The sequence below is a fragment of the Rhizobium sp. CECT 9324 genome, from assembly GCF_918741265.1.
Classification (GTDB): domain Bacteria; phylum Pseudomonadota; class Alphaproteobacteria; order Rhizobiales; family Rhizobiaceae; genus Allorhizobium.
The window spans coordinates 388,828-409,893 of record NZ_CAKKMZ010000002.1 but is presented as its reverse complement, the minus strand read 5'-3'; the positions used below and the strand labels follow the sequence as shown (position 1 = coordinate 409,893).

Here is a 21,066-nt window from a genome sequence, read left to right as displayed (position 1 = left end):
AGGCCTGGCGGCCAGCGCCACGACACGTGCGACGCAGCCCCCCCGCTGCGACACGTTTCAGCTCTGAAATCCGCTACTCAAAGGGTGGCAAACCCCTGTCTTATCGAACAGCGGCCTTAAGCCCGCCCTGAAGCTCCGCCTCATCGGCCACAATTGCGGCTGCTTCATTCTTCAGGACATCCTTGGCCTGCTCGCGGGTCTTCTCAAGCGCGATATCAGCGCCAAGGCTGCGTTCATTGGCCTGAAGCCCGTCATCTTCGCCACCAATAAAGGCGCCATTTGTCTGCGGCCGATTCTTGAGGCGGTCCGCAAGCGCAGTAAGTTCGTTTCGCCTTTCCTTTTCATTCAGGGAGATAGACGTTTTGTCCCGCTGCGCCTTCAGCGCCGCCACATCTTCTTCGAAACGTTGGTAATCCGGATCGGATGTTACTCGAGCCTTATGGCGGCTCTGCAACTGCGGCAGCAACTCATCTCTGTGTCCGACAACCGCATACTTCGCCGGCTTGATTTTGTCCCAGGGCAAGGCATTGTCGTAGCTCGCCTCGCCAAGGGTCTTGGGGTCCGACAGGCCAGGCAAGGCGATGTCCGGCGTGACACCGCGGAGCTGGGTCGTCCCGCCGTCGATACGAAAGAACTGGGCAATCGTCAGCTTAAGTTGGCCAAATTTCGGTTTGCTGTTGCGAGCCACTTCATCAAGGTCGACGACTGTTTGTACGGTACCTTTGCCGAAGCTCGGTTCACCGACGATCACGCCGCGTCCATAGTCCTGTATGGCCGCGGCAAAAATCTCGGACGCTGACGCTGAACCGCGATTGATCAATACGCCGACAGGGCCCGACCAGGCTGGCTTGGAGAGGTCGTCACTTTCAATCCTGATCTTGCCTTTGGCATTGCGTTGCTGAACCACCGGGCCTTTCCCGACGAACAGACCGGTCAGATCAATTGCCTCGTCCAGCGATCCGCCACCATTGTCGCGCAAATCCATCAGCACGCCATCAACATCCTCAGCTTTAAGTTCGCCGAGAAGCGCCGCAACGTCACGACTTGCGCTCCGGTAATCCTTTTCGCCCTTTCGACGCGCGTTGAAGTCCTCGTAGAACGCTGGAAGCGCAATGACACCGATCTTGCGCGCCGTCTCCCCGCTTCCGACTGTCACTATGGTCTTTTTGGCAGCCTGCTTCTCGAGGCTAATTTTATCCCGCACCAAACTGATGACGCGATTGCCTGCGCTTTCTCCCGCGTCTTTAGGCATGATGTTCAAGCGCACCACGGAATTTTTCTCGCCGCGGATCAACTGCACGACTTCATCCAAACGATTGCCAACGACGTCCTTGACCGAGCCATCATCACCTTGACCGACACCAATGATGCGATCGCCAACCGTCAACTTTCCGGAGAGTTGCGCCGGGCCGCCGGGCACGAGCTCCCGGATCGTCGTGTAACCATCGCGTTCCTGCAGAACCGCACCGATACCAACGAGCGATAGCTTCATCGAAATGTCGAAGTCTGCGGATGCCGCTGCGCCAAAATAGTCGGTGTGCGGGTCAACTGATGTCGTGTAGGCAGCCATGAATGACTGGAAAACGTCGTCACTCTTGTATTTGTAGACACGATCCAGGACTGCCTTATAGCGCTTGTCGAGTGTCACGCGAATTTCCGCGTCCGCCTGCCCCGCCAGCTTCAACCGCAACCAGTCGCTTTTGACGCGCTTTCGCCAAAGGTCTTCAACCTCCGGCTCGGATTGCGGCCAAGGCTCCGTGTCACGCGCCAGGGAATAATTCTCCTGGACATCGAAACTGAAATTTTGCTTGAGCAGCGCGCGCGCATACGCAATGCGGTCCACTGCGCGCTGCGAATAAGTGTTGAATACGGCGAACGGCAGCTCCAGATCTTTCTGGAGTATCGCATCATCAATCTTGGCGCTGTCCGCCATGAACGTGTCGATATCGGCCTTCAAAAAGAAAATCCGGTCCGGATCAAGCGACTCAATGAACCGCGTCATGATCTTCTCAGACAATACATCATCAAGCGGTACAGGCTTGTAAGCAAATTCGGTCAGCAACTGGGCACTTAGATTGGCAGCTTGCTCCTGCTGCTGCAACGGCGACAAGACCGGGGGCCGGAGTTCCAGCGAATAAGCCGAAGGGGCAACGGCAAGAAAAATACCCAAGACACTGTAGCGGATGCGCATTTTGACTCTGATCCCATTTGCTTCTTCCAACACTGCGTAACGTTGGTGGAGCAATTATGGCCACATGGCAACGAGATGTATACTTTTCCCGGACGATCACTCCATCACGTTACTGTAGGGCGCGCTACAATCCACGTGGCGGGACGCGGCGATCGCCGATTTGGCCGCAGCGGATGATCGACATCCATTCGAGTTTCGCGAAAACGGCACTCCACGGACCGTCAAAGCAAGGGACATCCCAAAGAGCTTTCAGGTCTCTTTTCCTTCAGAAGCCACGCGGACAAGCCTGCCTTCCTCGGCCTTGTAAAAATACTGGCTTGCGACCAGCAGGCCCTTAATCGGCCGCAGCGGCGGAATGCATGTGAGCGCCATGAATGGCAGCGTCGTCAAAAAATGAACCCACCATGCCGGCTGGAAAGCAACTTCGATCCATACGCCGAGCAGAAAGCTTGGCACGCAAGCAAAACACATGACGAAGAAAGCGGGGCCATCTGCTGGATCAGCAAATGAGTAGTCGAGACCACAGGCCTCGCATTTCGGCTTGAGCGTCAGAAAGCCATTAAAAAGGTGTCCTCTTCCGCATCTGGGGCAACGGCCCCGCAGACCGGTCTGGAAAGGAGTGAGGGAAGGCCATTGCTCGTTCATGCCGGTATCCTTACGATAGATACAATCCGATCATTGATTGCATTCAACATGTAAAGAAATCCGATCAATTCGTCGATCAGCCAGAATGACGCAGGTACGGCCATTATAAAAGCGGCGCCACGAAAGCCTGTCAGAAGAATGACGCCGATAACTCAGGCGGACCTTCTAGCGCATGGCCCATGAATTCCAGGGCTCCTTGCAGTTTCGCGCGGCCGATCGGTCCGCCCAAACACACCCGCACCGCCTCCTCCGCCGGACCGTCGACAGTGAAGGCATCGCTTGCCACAACTCCGATGCCAGAGCTTTGCATGTGACTGCCGAAGGTCGAGCGCGTCCAGCCTTGCCTTAAGGGCAGCCAGATGTTGAAACTGATCGGATCACCGCGATAACTTCCAGTGGGCAAAATCCTCGCCACCATCTCCTGACGCGCCGTCGCTTCCTTGCGGATAAAACGCAGGATGGAATCGGCCGTGCCGTCCTCGATCCAGCGGGTCGCCAGCGCCATATTCAGGGGCGACGCCATGACATTATTTGCTCGCATCGCGCTGACAAACGGCCATATCGCCTTGGTATCGGGTGCGACGACATAGGCAAGCCGAAGTCCGGCACCGATGCACTTGGCAAGACCGCCAATATGCCAGGTCAAATCGGGAGCCATTGCCGCAAACGGGGCCGGTCCATCCAGAGGAATGAAACCATATGCATCGTCCTCGACGATCGGCACATGATATTTGCGGGCAACAGCACAAATCTCTTCCCGGCGCTGTGCTGGGATGGTCAAGGTCATCGGATTTTGCAAGGTTGGATTGAGGTAAAGACCTTTGGGTTTAAGGCGCTCGCAGGCCGCCGCAAAGGCGTCGGGAAGAATTCCGTCATCATCCAACGGCAGGCCTGAAAGATTGAGCCTCAACTGCGCGGCAATGGACCGGATACCTGGATAGGTGATATTTTCAGACAGTATCGTTTCGCCGGGTTTGGCCAGCAAGCCGCATATCGCCAAAAGCGCGGGGTGGGCGCCGGGGGTAACGAACACGCGCTCCAGCGAGGGCACAACCCCCCGTCGGCTAAGCCAAGCGGCAGCCGCCTCCTTATCGATCACCGACCCACCGAAAGCCTGGTACCTCAGCAGCGGAATAAGATTTGATGCGACCGCTGACATACCTTCACGCATCCGCGCGATCAAATCCGCGTCTTCGGGTTCAGGCGGCATATTCATCGACAAGTCGATTGCGGCAACACGGCGCGGATCTGATGCCGCGTCGGAGACAATGCCCCGCGGCTCGCGATCAAGACCACCTGTTACAAATGTGCCCCGCCCGACATGAGAAACGACCAGCCCGCGCTTCTGGGCCTCGACATAGCCTCGAGCGACGGTGGTAAAATCCACATTCAGCCGCTTGGCCAGCTCTCGCTGCGGCGGCAATCGATCGCCCACCACGAGGTGGCCACTGCGCAGGTCCATTTCGATCAAGTCGGCAATCGCCATGTAGCGAGGGCTGCTGCTGCGGCTAAGATCAGGGTGCCAGTTATTCATTCCGCTCTTTCAGTTGGTCCGAATTCTCCCGATTGACTGTATATTGTTGCAAATCGGAGCTGTCATCCGGAAAGCAACCCACCTGCCTCCATCTACGGTCGGCGTCAGACCGTGGCGCGCGATCGCGAAGGGCCCCCGCGCGCTGTTTCGGTGACACACTGGACGCACACGATCCACGGTTCGGCAAGCCGCGTGCAAATACCTGACAGCCGAGGAAACTTGCAGCCAGCGCGAGCAACACGCCTTCCGTTCCCTCGATGGACGTATCGTTTCCTTTTTTGAAAACCATTTGACTAAATAGAATGGCGCTGTCACTCTTCTGTCATACGGAGGCGTTGGCATGGCATTGCGCGGCACCAATCAGGAATCGGGAAGGCCTTACAACAGGCGTATTGTCCTGGAATCGATCCGTCTGCATGGTCCGACCACGCGCGGCGAGATTGCCGAACGCGTACACCTCACCGTGCAAACTGTCTCCACAATCGTCCGGGAACTCGAAGACCAAGGGCTCATACTGTCGGTGCGAGAAGAGCCCCGGGGCCGAGGTATTCCACCATCAATGCTGACCGTCAATCCGGAGGGTGGACATGCCGTCGGCATTCACCTGACACCGCTTGGTATCGAGGTTGCGCTGGTCAACCTTCGCGGGGACGTGGTGGAAAGCCGTCACCGATATACGTCGAACCCGATGCCGGACCAAGCATTTGCGCTGATCCGCGAGATGGTTGAGGAACTGAAATCCAGCCCCCGCTGCGGCCGACTTCTGGGTGCTGGCCTGGCACTTCCGGGGCCATTCGACATCGAATCCATGAGCTTCGTCGGCCCGACCACCATGACGGGTTGGAAGAATGTCGACATCAGCGCACGCCTCGCTGACGCAACGGGCCTTCCTGCCTTCATGGAAAACGACATGGCTGCCGCCGCACTCGGCGAACAGCTTTACGGCCTCGGGCAGCAGTTGTCCGACTATTACTACCTCTTCTTCAGCGTCGGCCTCGGCGGCACGATGATGACAGACGGCGTGGTCATGAGCGGAGCCTGGGGCAATGCCGGGGAAATCGGCCATATCCCCGCCGTTCCGGACGGAGAATTTTGCCCTTGCGGAAACCGCGGCTGCCTTGAGCGGTATCTTTCTCTTGATGCCTTCAGACGGCGCGGCCTATCGGAAGCCAATTGGGTACGTGAGATCACGCCGATATTCTGCAACGCCATCCGCACAATCGAGAACCTTTTCGATCCCGAGACTGTCGTGCTCGGTGGGTTGGCGCCACAGTCTTTGATCGAGCAGCTTGCCACACTTGCCGACGGTCTGAGCAATTCGGTGTCCGCCCGCGCCAACCGCACCCATCCACGTGTTGTCGTCGCCAGTGACTGCCAGCATTCGGCACTCCGCGGCGCGGCAGCGCTGGCAGTCTTCGGTGTCTTGTCGCCACGCTTCGGCCAGATGTTCGAAACTTCAGAGAAAGGGACTGTGGAATGACCGAGAAATTGCTTGTCCTGGATGACATCCGTAAGAATTTCGGCGCGATCGAGGCGCTCAAGGGCATCAGTTTCTCGATCGGAAAGGGCGAAGTCGTCGCCCTTCTCGGCGACAATGGCGCAGGAAAATCTACGCTTGTGAAGATCATCTCCGGCGGTCTGCAGCCCACGTCGGGCCAGATGATCTTCGAAGGCGAAGCGTTCGAGGCTAAGACACCTGCCGAGGCCAAGGCAGCCGGCATCGAGACCGTCTACCAGGATCTGTCGCTCTGCACCAATGTCGACGTGGTCGGAAATTTTTTCATGGGCCGCGAAATCACTCGAAAGGTCGCGGGCATCCCCTTCCTCGACGAGCGCGCGATGGAGGAAATCACGACCAAGGCGCTGACCAGCGCCGGAACCCGCATTCCCTCGATGCGCACCAAGGTCGAGCATCTGTCCGGCGGCCAACGCCAGGCGATCGAACTCAACCGGTTCGCTCATTGGGGCGGAAAACTGCTTTTGCTTGACGAGCCGTTCGCCGCCCTCGGCGTCGAGCAGACGCGACGCGGACTGGATATGATCCGCCATGTCGCCAGCCAAGGCATCGGCGTCGTCATCATCACGCATATCATGCAGCAGGCCTTTCAGGTCGCAGATCGCATCGTCGTCATCCGCCATGGCGTTGTCGCCGGCGATGTCGAGAGAGCCAAGACAAGCCCGGATGCAGTGATCGAAATGATCACAGGGCAAACCCTCACCGGAGCCGGAGCGGTGGGCAAATAATGACAAGGGGTCCGGCTTAAACTGGAGAGAACGACCATGAAACGATTAATGCTAAGCTTGCTGAGCGTTCTAGTGCTCGGCCTTTCGATGCTGACAACGGCGGCCGCACAGTCCAAGGGCACGGTTTATTATCTCGTGCCGACACTGCTCGACGAGTTCCAGACCGGCTCGGTCAGTGCCCTGGAAATGTTCCTGAAGCAGACCGGCTACGAGATGAAGACACTCAACGCCGACAACAAAACGGACGCACAGCAGTCGCAGATGAACGACGTCATCGCCTTGAAGCCGGCTGCGATCATCCTGGCGGCCGTCGACTTCAACGCGCTGAAGCCATCTATCGAGGCCGCCCGTGCTGCCGGCATTCCGGTCGTCGAGTTCGACCGCCAGGTCACCTCGACCATGTCCGACTTCACCTCGGTCGCCGGAACGATCGAGATCGGTTATGTCGCCGCAGAGCAGGCTGAAGCCATGCTCAAGGCCAAGCATGGCGATGTGAAGGGCAAGATCCTGCAGGTTCTCGGCGACCCGGGCGATCCCTACACGCTCGATATCCAGAAGGGTTTCGAGGAGAAGATGAAGGCCTTCCCGGGCGTCACCATCGTCTCTGTGCCCGCCATGCAGTGGGAAGCCAGCAATGCCGGAACGATTGTTTCCGACCAAATGCTCGCCAACCCCGATATCGACCTCATCTTCCTGCACGCCGCCCATCTTTCGGTCGCAGCCGTCGCCTCGCTCGAGGCCGCCGGCAAGAAGCCGGGCGACGTGATGATGATGAGCTCGAACGGCGCCCCCGTCGGCCTCGACTTGATCCGCAAGGGTTGGCTCAACACCGAAGTCGAGCAGCCGCTCTATGCCCAGGCAGCAGCGGTTGCCATGTTCATGGACAAGATCGCCGGCAAGCAGGAAATAAAGGCTGGCGAATATGACATCCTCGGCCTGAAGGGTGTGGTGACGATCGAAGCCTGGGGTCCGAACATCAAGATCCCGGGTGCCGCGATCACCAAGGAGAATGTCGACGACCCGGCATTCTGGGGCAATCTGAAGCCGCCGACGGCATCGGTCGAATCCATCAAGTAATCGGGTTTTCCTCCGGGGCCTGCGGGCCCCGGTTTCCTCCCTCAAATCCGGATTTGCCGCATGACGCCCCGTACGCGCAAAACTCTCGAATTCGTGCTCGACAATCTCGTCTGGTTCATGCTCATCGTCGTGCTCGCCCTGTTTTCAGCGCTGATCCCGAACTATTTCCAGTTGGGTATCTTCACCAACATCATCGAGGCGTCGAGCGTGCTCGGCGTCATGTCGATCGGCCTTGCTCTGGTGATCATCGCCGGCCACATGGACCTCTCGGTTGAATCCGTTGCCGCTTTGTCGGCCATGGCTGTCGGCATCCTATTCTGCTCGGCAGGGATCGGCCTGGGAATCAAGCTTTCACCGGAATGGCTGATGATACCCGCGTCATTGCTCGTTGCATGCGCCATCGGAGGGTTGATTGGCCTCTTCAATGGCTTCCTCGTCGTGAAACTGAAGATGAGCGCTTTCATCATCACGCTTGCCTCCTTCATCTGGGTGCGCGGCATCGTGCTTGCCGTCTCCGGCGGGCGCTCTGCGCAGGATCTCGCACCGGCCATCCGGTGGTTTGCGATCGAGCGCTTTCTCGGCATCCCGCTGTCGGCTTGGATTGCGATTGCCTGCTTCCTGGTCTTCTCCATCATGATGGCAAAGACGCCCTTCGGGCGGCACCTGGTGATGATTGGCGGCAACGAAACCGCGACGTTCCGTGCCGGCATCCGTGTCACCCGCAACCTGATCATCGCCTTCGTACTGGCCGGCGCCATAGCCGGACTTGCCGGCTGGCTTCTGGCGATCCGCACGTCGGGCGCAACAGCAAACCTCGGCGTTGGACTGTTGTTCAATGCCTTTGCGGCAGTCGTGATCGGCGGTGTCAGCCTCAAGGGCGGTGTCGGGGCGCTGCCGGGCGTCTATGCCGGCGTGCTGCTGCTGTCTTCCATCAACACAGCGATCAACCTGATGGGTCTGCCTGCGAACTATACCCAGGTCATCCATGGCTTCCTGGTGCTCGCAGCCGTCCTTCTCGACACGTTCAAACAAAGGCTCCGCCAGAGGCTCGCATGACAGACAGATTGAAAGACAAAGTTGCGCTGGTGATCGGTGCATCGCGCGGCATCGGTAAAGCGATTGCGGTCCGCTTCAAGGAGGAAGGGGCAAAACTGGTCCTCGCCGATTTCGACGCAGACGAAGGCAAGGCGTCGGCCGATGAACTCGGTATCGACTTCGTCCATACCGACATCTCGAAGATGGAGGACGCGGTCGCGGCCGTCGCACTCACCCTCGAACGCTACGGCCGGCTCGACATCATCGTCCAGAATGCCGGCATCTATCCGTGGCAGCTGATCGAGAATACGTCCCCGGAAGACTGGGACAACGTGATGGCGGTCAATCTGCGCGGCTGCTTCAATGCCGCACGCGCCGCTCTGACGCCAATGAAACAGCAGGGCTCGGGGCGTATCCTCTTCACCTCGTCCATCACCGGGCCGCATGTCACCAGTCCGGGTCATGGCCATTATGCGGCGAGCAAGGCCGGGATCAACGGCTTCATCCGCTCCGCGGCACTGGAATTCTCGTCCTACGGCATCAATGTCAATGGTGTCGAGCCAGGCAATATTCTGACCGAGGCGATCCAGTTGCATCGCAGCGCCGCCTTCATCAAGAACATGGAAGACGCGATCCCGCTGGCGCGCCTTGGATCACCGCGCGACGTCGCCAATGCCTTCCTGTTTCTCGCCTCCGACGATGCGAGCTATGTGACCGGCACCACCATCATCGTCGATGGAGGGCAACTTCTTCCCGAAGGTGCCGATTTCAGATTGTTGCCGACCTGAGCTTGACGTCGGCAACGTGTACTTCTGATCGAGAACGTGGACACGACTGAAGTTCCTAAGTCATGTGGACCGGTATGAATATCGAATGCTGATTCACATGACACGGCTGGAAGGCCGATACCCGTTCCAGCGGTCTGATAGAGATCGTCCTGCTCCGCATCGCCACCGTTCTCAGCACTACGTCCACGAGGTTAGCCGCGTGCGCAGCAGTCACCGCACGCCGGTCAAAGCCGTGTGTCCAACCGGCGGAAGCCGAGTAACACGTGAATTGCGTCACATGTTATGGATGCCGTTGCGGGGCCAGCGCCATCGTTTGCGCGTAAGCGAGTGGCGAGCGGTTACCCGGCATGTTTTCATCCAAAACCAGCGTCTTGAGATCATCGGAACGCACGTCGAGAGCCACGACGCGTTCCAGCTTATCGATCTGCCAGACGACATAACCGAGTTCGGGCACATAGCCGCAATCACATCCGCAATCGCCGCCTTTGATCACATGCGCCTCCTCGGGCAAATACATGATCTGCGGTTTTGGCAACGTGTAGCAATGGCCCTCGTAGGCATATCCGTAAATCACGCCAATGCTCTTTATATAATGGCCGTCATCACCTCGAAAATTCTTCGATGGAACGCCGATATCGACGGGCAGTTGCTGGAGCTTGAGATTGTGATCGACAATAGCCAAAACGATCTGCTGATTAACCACCCCGAATATTTCATCACTGGTAATTTTGAGGACAGCCACGTCTTTGACGGCCTCTATTATTCTGCGCATATCGGCACGTTCGACCGAAAGGCCCTCCAATTTTTGAGATATTTGCTCGCTAATCGTCTCATCCGACAGCTTGAAAATTGGCCGGTGGATGGCCGGCCTGCCATAGAGGCGCACTTCGCTCGGATTGTAAGATCGGTAATCCGGCTCAGACAAACCTTCCAGCAACGGTCCCACTCCGGGATGACTGCCACAATCGCTCATCACTTTCTCCTTTTGTAGTTCACCTCGTTCCGATGATTTCACGCCACGCAAAATTCTCTTCCAGCATGTCAGCCGTCGCCCCGTCCGCGGCCGCAATAACGGCACGCGCCGCCTGATCGATCCGTAGCCTGCTCGGATCCAGCGCTTTCAACGATGCTGCCAGCGCCGTGCCCACCGCGTCGCGCGCGGCAATCAGTGCCTGTTTGAAGTACAATGGCCGGGTATTGAACGCGTCTGCGGTCGCCTGGCGAAACGTATCAAATTCATCCGACGCCAGTTTCCGCAGGTCGAGATCCAGAAGCCGGCTGTCGGCACAACCCTTTGCCACCAGATCGCGATGATAAAGCGCAACGACAGTGTCGAAGATCGCACCCACAAATGGCAGGGCGCGGTCGTGCACCTCGCGCGTCACAGCCGACATGCGCCGGAAATTGGTTGCCAGGCGAATCTGCGTCTCCGGGCTCGTTTCCGCAAAGCGGTTCAGTTCATTATACAAAAGCAGATTGCCCCTCGTGCGGCGCAGCAATCGGTCGATTGCGGAATCGAAATGCAGGAAAGAGATTAGGGAAACACAATCCGAAAATGCTTCGGAGAACGAGAAGAAATCGCTGTCGGCCGATGTTGCGGCTGGAATGCCCGTCTCCGACAGCATGACAAGATGTCCGACTTCATGCGCGATCGTGTCAAAATTCAACGCGTAGGGCCTTATGACGCCATCAATGTCGGAACAACCCAATTCTAGAAAGCCGTAGCCAGCCTGTGCATTGTCCCAATCGACGAACGGAATAATTTCAAGCCGTGGATAGGTCTGGCCGAAGAACCAGCGGACCCGCCGCCCGAGATAGCTCTGCCAGATGTCGAGAACGAAACGCACGCAGGCATAGGCGTGAACGGCGAGAAATGGACGCGAGGTTGGATCGATATTGTCGAAGTGACGGTCCGGACCCGGCCTTATTGGCGCCCGCCGTGCCCCGCCGAAAGGCGGCAAACTTGCAAAGCCATAAGGCTGCTTTTGATACAGCGGGTCCGCGACATACATGGAGAGGTCGCTCGGGCCATCGCCGATTTCGTCGCGCTGAATAGACAGCCACACACGATCGGGCTGCTCGTATCCGGGTATGAAAGGGGGTTGCGGGTAGATCCAGAAGCGCGTGCCGACACGCGCATTTCCGGAGTCGAGGGAATCGTCCCGAAGCAGGCGCATGATACATATGCCCCCTCGATTGAAAATCTCGCATCTAGGAATTCAATCTATAAGTGTTCACTAATCTTGAGTCAATGCCACCAGCCTCAAGATCCCTGACAAAGGTATTGGTTGCAACCCACGCGACGCTTCCACGATTGGCATTGGCCTGCAAAAGAGATCGTGCGTTTCGTAGCGCAAGGAGTGCATCCAGTTTTTTCTGTCCTACCAGCTCGTGCCTCAGGTCTTTGACCCTTTCCTCCCGGCAGCCTGCCGCCCGAATGATCGCCTCGAGCCGGCGCTCTCGAAAATTCATATTTCGCGCGGTTGTTGTCAGTAGCTCTCGCTCGGCAGCGGTGACCAGTTTCCGGCGGGCCAAGTTCGCGAATGTCCGCTGAAGATCGACCATTGCCTGCGTCAAAGGTAGAAAATCGAGCTCCGGCGGCCCGGAAAGAACGGCGACTGCATCATCGGGAGTAAACGGCCAGCGTCGGTACCACCTGTATATCAGGCCGACACCGATCATGCCGAATTGGCTCAGTTCCGCCGCCCTGAGCGCGCCCATGCTAGCCGCACCTATCACGACGATCCCCTGCGCCATCGCCCAGAGGATTTCCTTGTGCCGAACGGCCGGACGGTCCTCGAATTGCCCATCGATGATGACCATCGCTCGCGGGCGGTAGGCATGCGCGGCAAGAAGAACGTCGCCTTGTGCAGCCGGTTGCATGTAGACCGCATCAAGAACCCGCGCGGCTTCGGACAGTCGAAGCGTCGGACCAAGGAACACCACGATCGGTCCATCAATACTCATGTCGGTCATGGGCGCACTCACCGTAGGATCGAAAAGGGCCTGGCTCCGGGAAGGATGGTTCTTACGCAATGAACACCTGCATTGCTGTCCGCTGCTAACGGGACAGCCAAAATAGGCCCCATACCAGCAGCAATAACCCTGTCGATGAGTGCGCCGAGATCCGACACTTCCAAATCCGGTGGCGGCAATGCGGACGCGTCCATAAGGATAAGCTGGCGGGCCCTGGCGACAATTGAGTCGGTACTGCGTCTGTAATGTTTTCGGGTTTGATCGTCGCGCGCGCCAGATATTGCACCAGCCCGGGCTGACAGCGCTTCCAGCATCGCGCTCGCCGCTGCAACCGCGATGCATGATCCTGCGGCGTAACCCTCGGTCGGTAGAGCAAGGATAGGTTCGCCAGGGCCAGTCTCGATCGTCTGGCACCAGACCACAGGGACCAGCGCCGGCGAAGGGGCAAGCCAAAACCCGAAGAAAATAGGGTTCCCGCCCATAGCCGACATTATGTGATCAACTCGACCGCCCAACCCACGTGAAGACATGCGCATTCGATCAAAGAAACCATGGGTAGCAAAAGCGCGAGCGATAGCGTCCCGCTCAATGCATTCGAACAGTCCGTGCAACAACGCATCACGCTCAGTCACATGACATGCAAGACCTGTGGTCGTGCGGATGAACAACCCATCAGAGGCGAGCGGCGGATCCGTGTAGCAGGTGTGAACCAGTTCCAGGGGTACCGGCTGCGGGAGACCCGTTGCGATGTCGATGCCGGTGATCCATGGTATCGTCCTTGCACGCCAGTCGCCGCAATGACCAGGTGCCAAAAGGGTCTCAAACAGGCCGTCAGCAATACAGAGTTCGTTTGCCGTCGCCTGGACTGTCCTCTGGGAGGGAATCGCTTCAGCGTAAAACCGCTCTAGCGATTCCATGATGGCACCCACGGCCGCGCTGGCTTTGGCAAAGCCGCGTCCGAGCGACGTGACTTCGGACAAGGCGGCAGGCCGAACCGCTTGAACCACAGGCAATCCGATCCGGTCTAGCCCGGTCAGGTCACCCAGCCGGGTTATGCCCGCGCCGCGGCAGAGCGGCAATATTCTCCGCAGGCATTGATCGTCCTCATTTGGCTCCTCGGCTGACAGGGGACTCTGAAGGCCGATGGCAATGGCGCCGCGAAAGGCAGCAAGCGTCTCATCGACATCCAGGGGAACGTGAGCTTTCACGCGTGGTGACTCAACACTGACTGGCAAAGCCAAGCTCCTGGATTGAACGTCTCGCACGCCTTACAAGCGCCTTTGCCTCTTGGCTTTCGGCAATCTCCATCGCAGAGCGCAGGTCGGCGATGATGGGATCCGGATCGGTGCTGACCTGCGCCTGAAGAACGGCGCGGCAGCGGTGTAGCTCGGCGAGCCAATAGGCGTGACCGGTTTCCCTAGCCTTTTCTATTGCTTCATTTGTGACCTGGACCGCAAATCCATATTTGCCGGCAAGTCCGAGCAGCGTGGCATGCATGTAAAGATAGATCGGAAGATCCGCGACGGCGCCAAGGCTCTTCAGAAGCGTCAGGCCCTCGCGAAACATCGCATGCCCGCCCGCGAGACTGTCGAAATGCGCCCGCGCCCAGCCGGCAAACAGCATCGACAAACCGGACAGTGACTGCATTTCATGCAGCTTCGCAAAATCTGCCATCCGTTGTGATATATTGGCGAGACGCTCAAAATCATCGCGGTAGAATGCCGAAACGGCTTCCGTATCCAGCGAATGTGCCTTGCTCGGCGGATGCGAAATCCGGTCAACGAAAGCGACCATTTTAGACAGCGCCGTGTCGGAAGCTTTCGATTGCCCTGTCAGCCACAGCGAAAGGGCCAGTTGCCCAAGACCGCACACTTTCGCGTCATGGCCACCAAATATCGTCCGGCTGGTTTTTGCCGACTGCTCCTCGTAGAGCGCAAGGCCTGCCTTGATCGCGTCCTGCGTCGCGCGATGATTTCCAAGGTTGAAATCAATAGCCCAGATGCAATGGTTGACCTGGAGCTTGATCTCGGGATCTTCTGCCCCGGCCAGCATGGAGCGCACTTGCAGGGCGCGATCGTGCATGACGCGAAAATCAGATCCTGTGAGCCACCACCCCCAATAGATAGGAAACCAGCTGGATTGAGCTTCTGTCGGTTGCCGACGAGCGATGGCAACGCCGTCTTCATAGAGCTTGCGTGCCGGCGGCGAATTCTGTCCAACCAAGCCCGTCAAGATCGGACCGAGTGAAATCAGTGCTGACAGGCGAAGCGCGTCAGTCGCAGGTTGCTCGCCCATTCGATCGCAAAGCACCAAGGCGTGCTCCAAATAGTGGCGCGCCTCTACCATTGCCGCCCGGCTGGAGCTTTCCTTGCCTGCTGCCGTATAAAGCGCGATTGCGCTATCGATCAGCCCTGCTCGTTCCGCATGCTCAGCCAAAGTGCCGGTATCGACCCAAGCGGCAGCTCGGCGATTTTCACTGACAGCGAGATAAAATCGCCTATGCAATGCCTGCCGATGCTTGCGCAGGAGAGCTTTGTAGATCGTTTCCTGGATCAGGACATGCCGGAAACCGTAAGCGATGGGTCCGCGCGTCCTTATCCGCAACAGAAACCCTGCGTCGATCAGGCTATCGGCGGCCTTGACCAAAGATTTCTTGCCAAGTCCTGGCAGCAGGGCCCGAAGCACCGATAACGTGAACTGGGTGCCCGCTACGGCGCCCGCTCGCGCCACGTCTCTCGCCGTACCCAGACGGTTAAGACGGGCATCCAATATTTCCTCAAAGGCAGACACATGGTTGGGCTTGACGTTCTCAGACAAGTTCATCGTCTCAGCGGCAACGTTTTCTGATACCCATTGGCCGATCTGTTCTATGAACAGCGGAACGCCACCGGATACCCGCTCGATAACGTCATAGAGTTCGGGCAGCAAGGCCTTCCTGCCCTCAGGCCATCTTGCCTCGATTGCTTGTCGTGTTTCGTGTCGATCAAGCGGAAGCAGGGTCAGACGTGTGGGCGTAGCCGCATCCAGCCAACCCGTGGCAAGCCCGAGGCGAGAGGTCGCGACCAATAGAATCGGCAGTTGTCGCGCCACCCGAGCAGCCTCCATCAACAGGTCCTGGGAGGTCGGATCGATCCAGTGAATGTCTTCAACGGCCAACACAATAGGCCCATTGGCGCACAAAGCTGCAAGCGCGCGAAACACAGAGCGACGAGCCTTATCACGGACCACTTTGGGGTCGATATCGGCGAGGCGTTGATTTCGGCCTGACGCACCCAGCAAATGTGAAAACGTTTCAACAATCTCTGCGTCGCGAATGCCGTTTCGTTCGAAAGCCGCCACCACGGCAGAGGCCGACACACCCTGTTGACCGTCTTGACCCGATACGGCGCCGGCAAAGCTGTTCACCAGAGGATGCAATGTAGCGCGAAGCCCCCCGGGCAGGCACTGAAAGACGAACAGCCCGGTTCGTCGGTCGCGAGTAAGCTTTCTTACTTCGCGCAGCAGGCGCGACTTTCCGATGCCTGCATCTCCTTCGAGCACAAGGACTTCGCCGCCCTTTGCCGATACCCTTTCCCAACAGTTGCCGATGGTTCGCAACTCGTCTTCGCGGCCAATAAAAGGGCCCCCAAGGTTACCGAATGCGTAAAACCGGTTGACATCGATCCTGTGTCCGAGCGCCCGCCATACCTTCTCCGGCACTGTGAAGCCCTTGAGCGTCCTTGCACCTTCAAAGACGAAAGCATGCGACCTACCAGCGAGGTCGCGCGTATGATCCGACACAAAAACGGAATCTGGAAAGGCCAGCTCCTGCAAGCGGGTGGCGATTGCCAATGCCGCCGACGCAACCGGTTCCGCCTGCTTCTCAGTGATGAGCGCAACGGATGTTGCGATACCGACGCGAACGTGCAGGTCATCACGCGCTGCTTCACGGCCAACTCGCGCGCACCCTTCCACGACGCCAAGACCGGCACGAATGGCGAGAGATGCTGCATCCTTCGCACCCATCTCATTCGGGAAGAGCGCCACACCGCCATCGCCGGCCTCAAGCAGCATGACACCCGAATGAGCCGTTATGGACTCCTTCGCGGCGTTCTGAAATGCGACCATCAACTCCTGATAGTCCTCTATTTCGAGCAGATGGAGAAGCCTGGTGGACCCGACGAGATCGAAACAAAGAGCGGTAACGATCCGCCGCTCGCCGCCATGGTCAAAAGCGGCACCCCTGCGACGCGAAGGATTCCTCAATTGGCGCGGTTTATTGACCCGACCCTCGAGCATCCGCCACTCCTGCAGCTCGCTGTACTTGTTGGATCCAGAAATTATAACATAGGCGAGCGATATTTGGGATGACAACTGCCGCGTTGGCGCCACTTTTTCGCAGCCTCCAACCTGACGCTGGGAAACCGAGACCTAATTAAGCAAATGCGTCGATAATGTGCATGCCTGCACCCCACTATGCCCCGCACGGTCGGTGTCGCAGCCATATGTCTAAAGTTGAGCTCCGCGCAGTTTGATTTCTGCCGAGCGTCGTCGCGCGGCCGGATAAAAATTAGCCTTTCTTGACAGTACCTGCTACCTCAATGCCACGGGCGACGCGGAAATTCCTGCGATCAAACGGTTGGTCCGTTTGGCTTGGCGATTATCGGCAGTCGATCATCGTGCTCCCGAATAGACAAATATCGAACTTTACTGGAGAACGTATCATGGGTTGGAAAACACCGAAAATCGAATACGTGAACGGTTACAAGATTGTTGAGGTCGATGGGCCAATCTTCAAAGTCTATGAGGGCGACCGTCAGCTCGGCGATGATTTCCCCTACTCCGGCGAAGCAGCCGCCCACGCAAAGTCTCTGCCCAAGTTACCTTCTGCACGGGATTGAGCGGGTCAACTGCTCCAGCCATCGGCCTTTCCGTCCGTCAGGCCTCTTTCCAAAGAGGCGACAAAATAGAAATGGCAGCGTCGCCAGGATGGCATGCAGTGAATTGATGGACGAAGCGTACAGTCTACTCAACGGGCAACGGTAAGCTCAGCGAGCCGCTGCCCCAGAAGACACTCGGAATCACCCAGTTCAAGTACCACGCTCATATGGTTGAGGCTCGAAACAGCCAGCAGTTCAACCGGCTTGCCCGCATCAGAAAGCGTGGCATGCAGGGCGACCGCTTGCTCATGAAAGGGTCGCGTTTCGTCGGCCCCATAGGCAATTATACGCTTCGGCCCATCATGATGGACGGAACGAAGCGGGCTCCATCCGGATGCTTCTCCCGGTGTCATCTTCGCTTCATGCTTCAGAAAGCTGTCGGGAATGCCGGAGAGGTCGTAGATCCCGCTCACCAGCAGCATGCCGGCAAGCCGCGGTAGCCTTGGCTGCGAGGTTTCGGCGGGGGCCATCGCGCAAAGATAGGATGCCAGATGTGCGCCGGCCGAATGGCCACTGACGGTTATGCGCGCCTTATCAACGCCAAAATCCCCGGCATGATCCTGAAGCCACAGCACGGCGCGGCGAACCTGGTTTACCAGCACAGGCAGCCTTTCCCCCGGCATCAGATCATATTCCACCAGGGCGGCCACGCCGCCGACGGCCAGCACCGGCTCTGCAACAAAGCGATAGTTCTCCTTTTCGCCGGAACGCCAATAGCCGCCATGCACGAAGACATGCAGCGGTGCCCCAGCCACCGGGTTTTCCGGAAAGATCAAATCCAGCGTTTCCCGCGCGCGCCCACCATAGGCGACATCGGCCTTTATCGTCGCGCGGGCCGACAAGGCGCGGCTTCTGCCCGAGAACTCCGCTGCGATCGCGTCAAAGTCTGGCACAAAATCGCGGATGCGATAAAGGTCCGGTTCTATCATCTGCACCTCCTGCTAAAACCCGATCAGAATTCCACCGCGAAATACTTCGCCTCCATGAATTCCAGAATGCCGGTCACGCCACCCTCGCGACCGAGGCCGCTCTGTTTCACGCCGCCGAAGGGCGCTGCGGGATCGGACATGAGGCCACGATTGATCCCCACCATCCCTGTCTCGATACCCTTGCCAACACGCATCGCACGCTTCATGTCGCGCGTATAGACATAAGCTGCCAACCCATATTCCGTGTTGTTGGCAAGTTCGATCACCTGGTCTTCGGTCTCGAACTTGTACACCGGTGCGACTGGGCCAAAGATTTCCTCTCGCGCAATGGCCGAATTAACATCAACATTATCGAGTACCGTCGGTGGATAGAAATAACCATCGCCCACCAACGGCGCGCCACCTGTCGTGGCCCGCGCACCCAATTCGATCGCGTTGCTCACGAGATGGTCGATCTTCTGCACTGCTCTTGGTGTGATCATCGGGCCGCATTGCGTGGCCGGGTCATAACCCGGGCCGATCTTCAGGGCCGCCATCCGGGCGGTCAGGCCGTTGACGAAGGCATCGTGAATACCTGCCTGTACGTAGAAGCGGTTGGCTGCGGTGCAGGCTTCGCCAGCATTACGCATTTTCGCGATCATCGCACCGTCCAGCGCCGCCTCGAGATCGGCATCATCAAAAACCACGAATGGTGCATTGCCGCCCAGTTCCATAGAGCAGCTCACGACCGTCTTGGCGGCTTCTGCGAGAAGCTGGCGCCCCACGCCGGTGGAGCCGGTGAAGGAAAGTTTTCGGACGCGCGGATCGGCGAGCATCGCATTGGTCACTCCGGCCGGATTGGTGGTCGTCAGCACGTTGACAACACCAGGCGGCACTCCTGCCTCTTCGCCAAGACGCGCCATGGCATAGGCAGTGAGGGGAGTTTCTGACGCTGGCTTCAAAATCACGGTGCAGCCCGCAGCCAGCGCCGGTCCGATCTTACGAGTGGCCATGGCAGCGGGAAAATTCCACGGGGTAATCAGGACGGAAATACCGATCGGCTCATGATCGACGAGAATATTGTGGGCGCCCGACGGCGTATGGCGATACTCTCCGGGAATACGGGTCGCCTCCTCGGCATACCAGCGAAAGAATTCCGCGGCATAGGCGAGTTCACCGCGCGCATCAGGCAAGGCCTTGCCGTTCTCCAGCGAAATCAACAGCGCCAGTTCCTCACCATGCTGGGTCATCAGTTGAAACCACCGACGCAGGATCTCGGATCGCTGGCGCGGCGGTGTCCGACGCCATCCCGTTGCAGCCGCCTCGGCTGCGTCCACGGCACGGAGCGCGTCATTGACGGATGCATCCGGCACCTCCGCCAGAACCGCACCCGACGATGGATCGATGACTGGAATGCCCGCGCCCTTTTCCCACTTTCCCCCGATATAGAGGCCCTGTGCATGCATGGCGGGGTCGGCGTAGCCGGAAATCGTGGCATGAAACGTCATGGAGGCAATCCTTTGAATATTAGTTGAGACGAGCAAGATCGCCGGCATAGGCCGCCGCGACGAGATTTCGCATGTCAGACAGAGCAAGAGGCCGTGGATTGTTCTGGATAAGGCGCGTGATCCCACAGCTTTGTTCCGACACCCAGTCGATGCGATCCTCAGCCAATCCCAGATCGCGCAAGGTGGCGGGAATACCGATCCTGTCGAACAATGCGGACAGCGCGGGGATCACGGCATCAGGACCCGCCAGTCCTGTTGCCATGGCGATCTGCTCCAGCTCGTCGCGGATCGCCGGAGCATTCCACGCCATTACATAGGGCATCAGGCAGGCGACACCCAAGCCGTGGGCGGTATGGGTCAAAGCGCCGACAGGGTACTGAATGGCATGCGCGGCGGCGGTTCCTGCCACTCCAAATGCCAGTCCCGCAAGTGTGGCGCCCATCATCACACGCTCACGCGCAAGATGATCAGCACCATCGTCACAGGCAGCCTCCAGCCCCTGCCAGAGAAGGCTGATGGCGCGAAGGGCGAAATGGTCCGACAGTTCATTCTTGCCGACGAACACGCGCTCCTGGGCAAGACCCGGCACGGCTTGCCTACGGATTGCAGTAAAGGCTTCGATTGCGTGCGTCAGTGCGTCGGCACCGGCAATGGCTGTGAGCGCACGCGGGCAGGAGATCGTCAGATCCGGATCGCATATCGACGCAGTCGGAATGATAAAGGGACTGGAAATACCAACTTTGAGACTACGCTCCTTATCGGACAGGACCGCCACAGGCGTCACTTCCGAACCTGTGCCTGCGGTGGTCGGAAGAGCGATGAGCGGCATCACTGGACCAGGAATATTGTTCTCGCCGTAATAGTCCTGGGGGCGTCCGCCATGGGTGAGCAGGACCGCCACGCATTTCGCCATGTCGAGGCAGGACCCACCACCAATGCCGACCACCAGATCCGGTGCAAAATCCCGCGCAGCAGCCGCGCTCGCGATCGCGGAATCGACCGGAACGTCGGGCATGGTAGAATCATCTACCCGCACATTCAGACCCGCCTCCTCCAACTGACCGACAATCGCCAGAAAATCCGGATCGGCGGCGAGCCTCGCGTCCGTGACGACCAACGCGCGACTGCCGAGTTTGCTGGCGATACGGGCTAGGGCATGCCGCTGTCCGGAGCCGAAGATGAGCTCCCGCGGCGCCCTGATTGTACCGAATAGGTTCATGCGAATTCATCCTCCAGTTATG

The 21,066-nt window shown here is 58.4% G+C and carries 17 protein-coding genes; 6 read left to right on the top strand and 11 right to left on the bottom strand.

What is annotated here, in order from left to right; all coding sequences use genetic code 11:
• Positions 1 to 100: 100 nt before the first annotated feature.
• The 3 genes from LQ231_RS21870 to LQ231_RS21860 all read right to left on the bottom strand — a co-directional run bounded on the left by LQ231_RS21870 (position 101) and on the right by LQ231_RS21860 (position 4,370).
• Complete coding sequence (locus LQ231_RS21870; RefSeq protein WP_230173927.1) at positions 101 to 2,191, bottom strand: carboxy terminal-processing peptidase; 2,091 nt, start codon at positions 2,189 to 2,191, stop codon at positions 101 to 103.
• 249 nt (positions 2,192 to 2,440) lie between these two features.
• Entirely contained in the window at positions 2,441 to 2,836 is a 396-nt protein-coding gene (locus tag LQ231_RS21865; protein WP_230173926.1) for a DUF983 domain-containing protein, read from the bottom strand.
• Positions 2,837 to 2,966: 130 nt separating this feature from the next.
• Positions 2,967 to 4,370, bottom strand: coding sequence for a PLP-dependent aminotransferase family protein (locus LQ231_RS21860; protein ID WP_230173925.1), 1,404 nt, complete (start codon positions 4,368 to 4,370; stop codon positions 2,967 to 2,969).
• Between the two features lie 340 nt (positions 4,371 to 4,710).
• Between LQ231_RS21860 and LQ231_RS21855 the strand changes: the two genes are divergently transcribed.
• From LQ231_RS21855 to LQ231_RS21835, 5 genes are read left to right on the top strand one after another with little or no spacing between them, the layout of a single operon-like run.
• The gene (locus LQ231_RS21855; protein WP_230173924.1) at positions 4,711 to 5,850 is read left to right on the top strand and encodes an ROK family transcriptional regulator; all 1,140 of its coding nucleotides are present in this window, start codon (positions 4,711 to 4,713) and stop codon (positions 5,848 to 5,850) included.
• A complete protein-coding gene (locus LQ231_RS21850; RefSeq protein ID WP_230173922.1) occupies positions 5,847 to 6,614 on the top strand; it encodes an ATP-binding cassette domain-containing protein in 768 nt (255 codons plus the stop codon). Before LQ231_RS21855 ends, LQ231_RS21850 begins: the two co-directional genes overlap by 4 nt.
• A gap of 36 nt (positions 6,615 to 6,650) precedes the next feature.
• Positions 6,651 to 7,691: a sugar ABC transporter substrate-binding protein gene (locus tag LQ231_RS21845; RefSeq protein ID WP_113139986.1), complete on the top strand. Its 1,041-nt coding sequence runs from the start codon at positions 6,651 to 6,653 to the stop codon at positions 7,689 to 7,691.
• A gap of 60 nt (positions 7,692 to 7,751) precedes the next feature.
• On the top strand, positions 7,752 to 8,747 hold the full coding sequence (locus LQ231_RS21840) for an ABC transporter permease (RefSeq protein WP_230173920.1): 996 nt from the start codon (positions 7,752 to 7,754) through the stop codon (positions 8,745 to 8,747).
• Complete coding sequence (locus LQ231_RS21835; RefSeq protein ID WP_230173918.1) at positions 8,744 to 9,514, top strand: SDR family oxidoreductase; 771 nt, start codon at positions 8,744 to 8,746, stop codon at positions 9,512 to 9,514. Before LQ231_RS21840 ends, LQ231_RS21835 begins: the two co-directional genes overlap by 4 nt.
• Positions 9,515 to 9,794: 280 nt before the next feature.
• On the opposite strand, the gene LQ231_RS21830 is transcribed toward LQ231_RS21835, so the two are convergent.
• From LQ231_RS21830 to LQ231_RS21810, 5 genes are all read right to left on the bottom strand, one after another.
• The gene (locus tag LQ231_RS21830) at positions 9,795 to 10,487 is read right to left on the bottom strand and encodes a hypothetical protein (protein WP_230173916.1); all 693 of its coding nucleotides are present in this window, start codon (positions 10,485 to 10,487) and stop codon (positions 9,795 to 9,797) included.
• 19 nt (positions 10,488 to 10,506) lie between these two features.
• Positions 10,507 to 11,691 carry a hypothetical protein gene (locus LQ231_RS21825; RefSeq protein WP_230173914.1) on the bottom strand — a complete coding sequence of 395 codons (1,185 nt, stop codon included), beginning with the start codon at positions 11,689 to 11,691 and terminating at the stop codon, positions 10,507 to 10,509.
• 34 nt (positions 11,692 to 11,725) lie between these two features.
• The gene (locus LQ231_RS21820; RefSeq protein ID WP_230175011.1) at positions 11,726 to 12,481 is read right to left on the bottom strand and encodes a TfuA-like protein; all 756 of its coding nucleotides are present in this window, start codon (positions 12,479 to 12,481) and stop codon (positions 11,726 to 11,728) included.
• Between the two features lie 17 nt (positions 12,482 to 12,498).
• Complete coding sequence (locus tag LQ231_RS21815) at positions 12,499 to 13,635, bottom strand: YcaO-like family protein (RefSeq protein WP_230175010.1); 1,137 nt, start codon at positions 13,633 to 13,635, stop codon at positions 12,499 to 12,501.
• A gap of 73 nt (positions 13,636 to 13,708) precedes the next feature.
• A complete protein-coding gene (locus LQ231_RS21810; RefSeq protein ID WP_230175009.1) occupies positions 13,709 to 16,783 on the bottom strand; it encodes an AAA family ATPase in 3,075 nt (1,024 codons plus the stop codon).
• 410 nt (positions 16,784 to 17,193) lie between these two features.
• Between LQ231_RS21810 and LQ231_RS21805 the strand changes: the two genes are divergently transcribed.
• Positions 17,194 to 17,370 (top strand): hypothetical protein, encoded by a 177-nt coding sequence (locus LQ231_RS21805; RefSeq protein WP_230173912.1) that lies wholly within the window; start codon positions 17,194 to 17,196, stop codon positions 17,368 to 17,370.
• 128 nt (positions 17,371 to 17,498) lie between these two features.
• On the opposite strand, the gene LQ231_RS21800 is transcribed toward LQ231_RS21805, so the two are convergent.
• From LQ231_RS21800 to LQ231_RS21790, 3 genes are read right to left on the bottom strand one after another with little or no spacing between them, the layout of a single operon-like run.
• On the bottom strand, positions 17,499 to 18,338 hold the full coding sequence (locus LQ231_RS21800) for an alpha/beta hydrolase (RefSeq protein WP_230173910.1): 840 nt from the start codon (positions 18,336 to 18,338) through the stop codon (positions 17,499 to 17,501).
• Positions 18,339 to 18,361: 23 nt separating this feature from the next.
• A complete protein-coding gene (locus tag LQ231_RS21795) occupies positions 18,362 to 19,825 on the bottom strand; it encodes an NAD-dependent succinate-semialdehyde dehydrogenase (RefSeq protein ID WP_230173908.1) in 1,464 nt (487 codons plus the stop codon).
• Positions 19,826 to 19,844: 19 nt separating this feature from the next.
• Positions 19,845 to 21,044 (bottom strand): iron-containing alcohol dehydrogenase, encoded by a 1,200-nt coding sequence (locus LQ231_RS21790; protein WP_230173906.1) that lies wholly within the window; start codon positions 21,042 to 21,044, stop codon positions 19,845 to 19,847.
• Positions 21,045 to 21,066 lie beyond the last annotated feature (22 nt).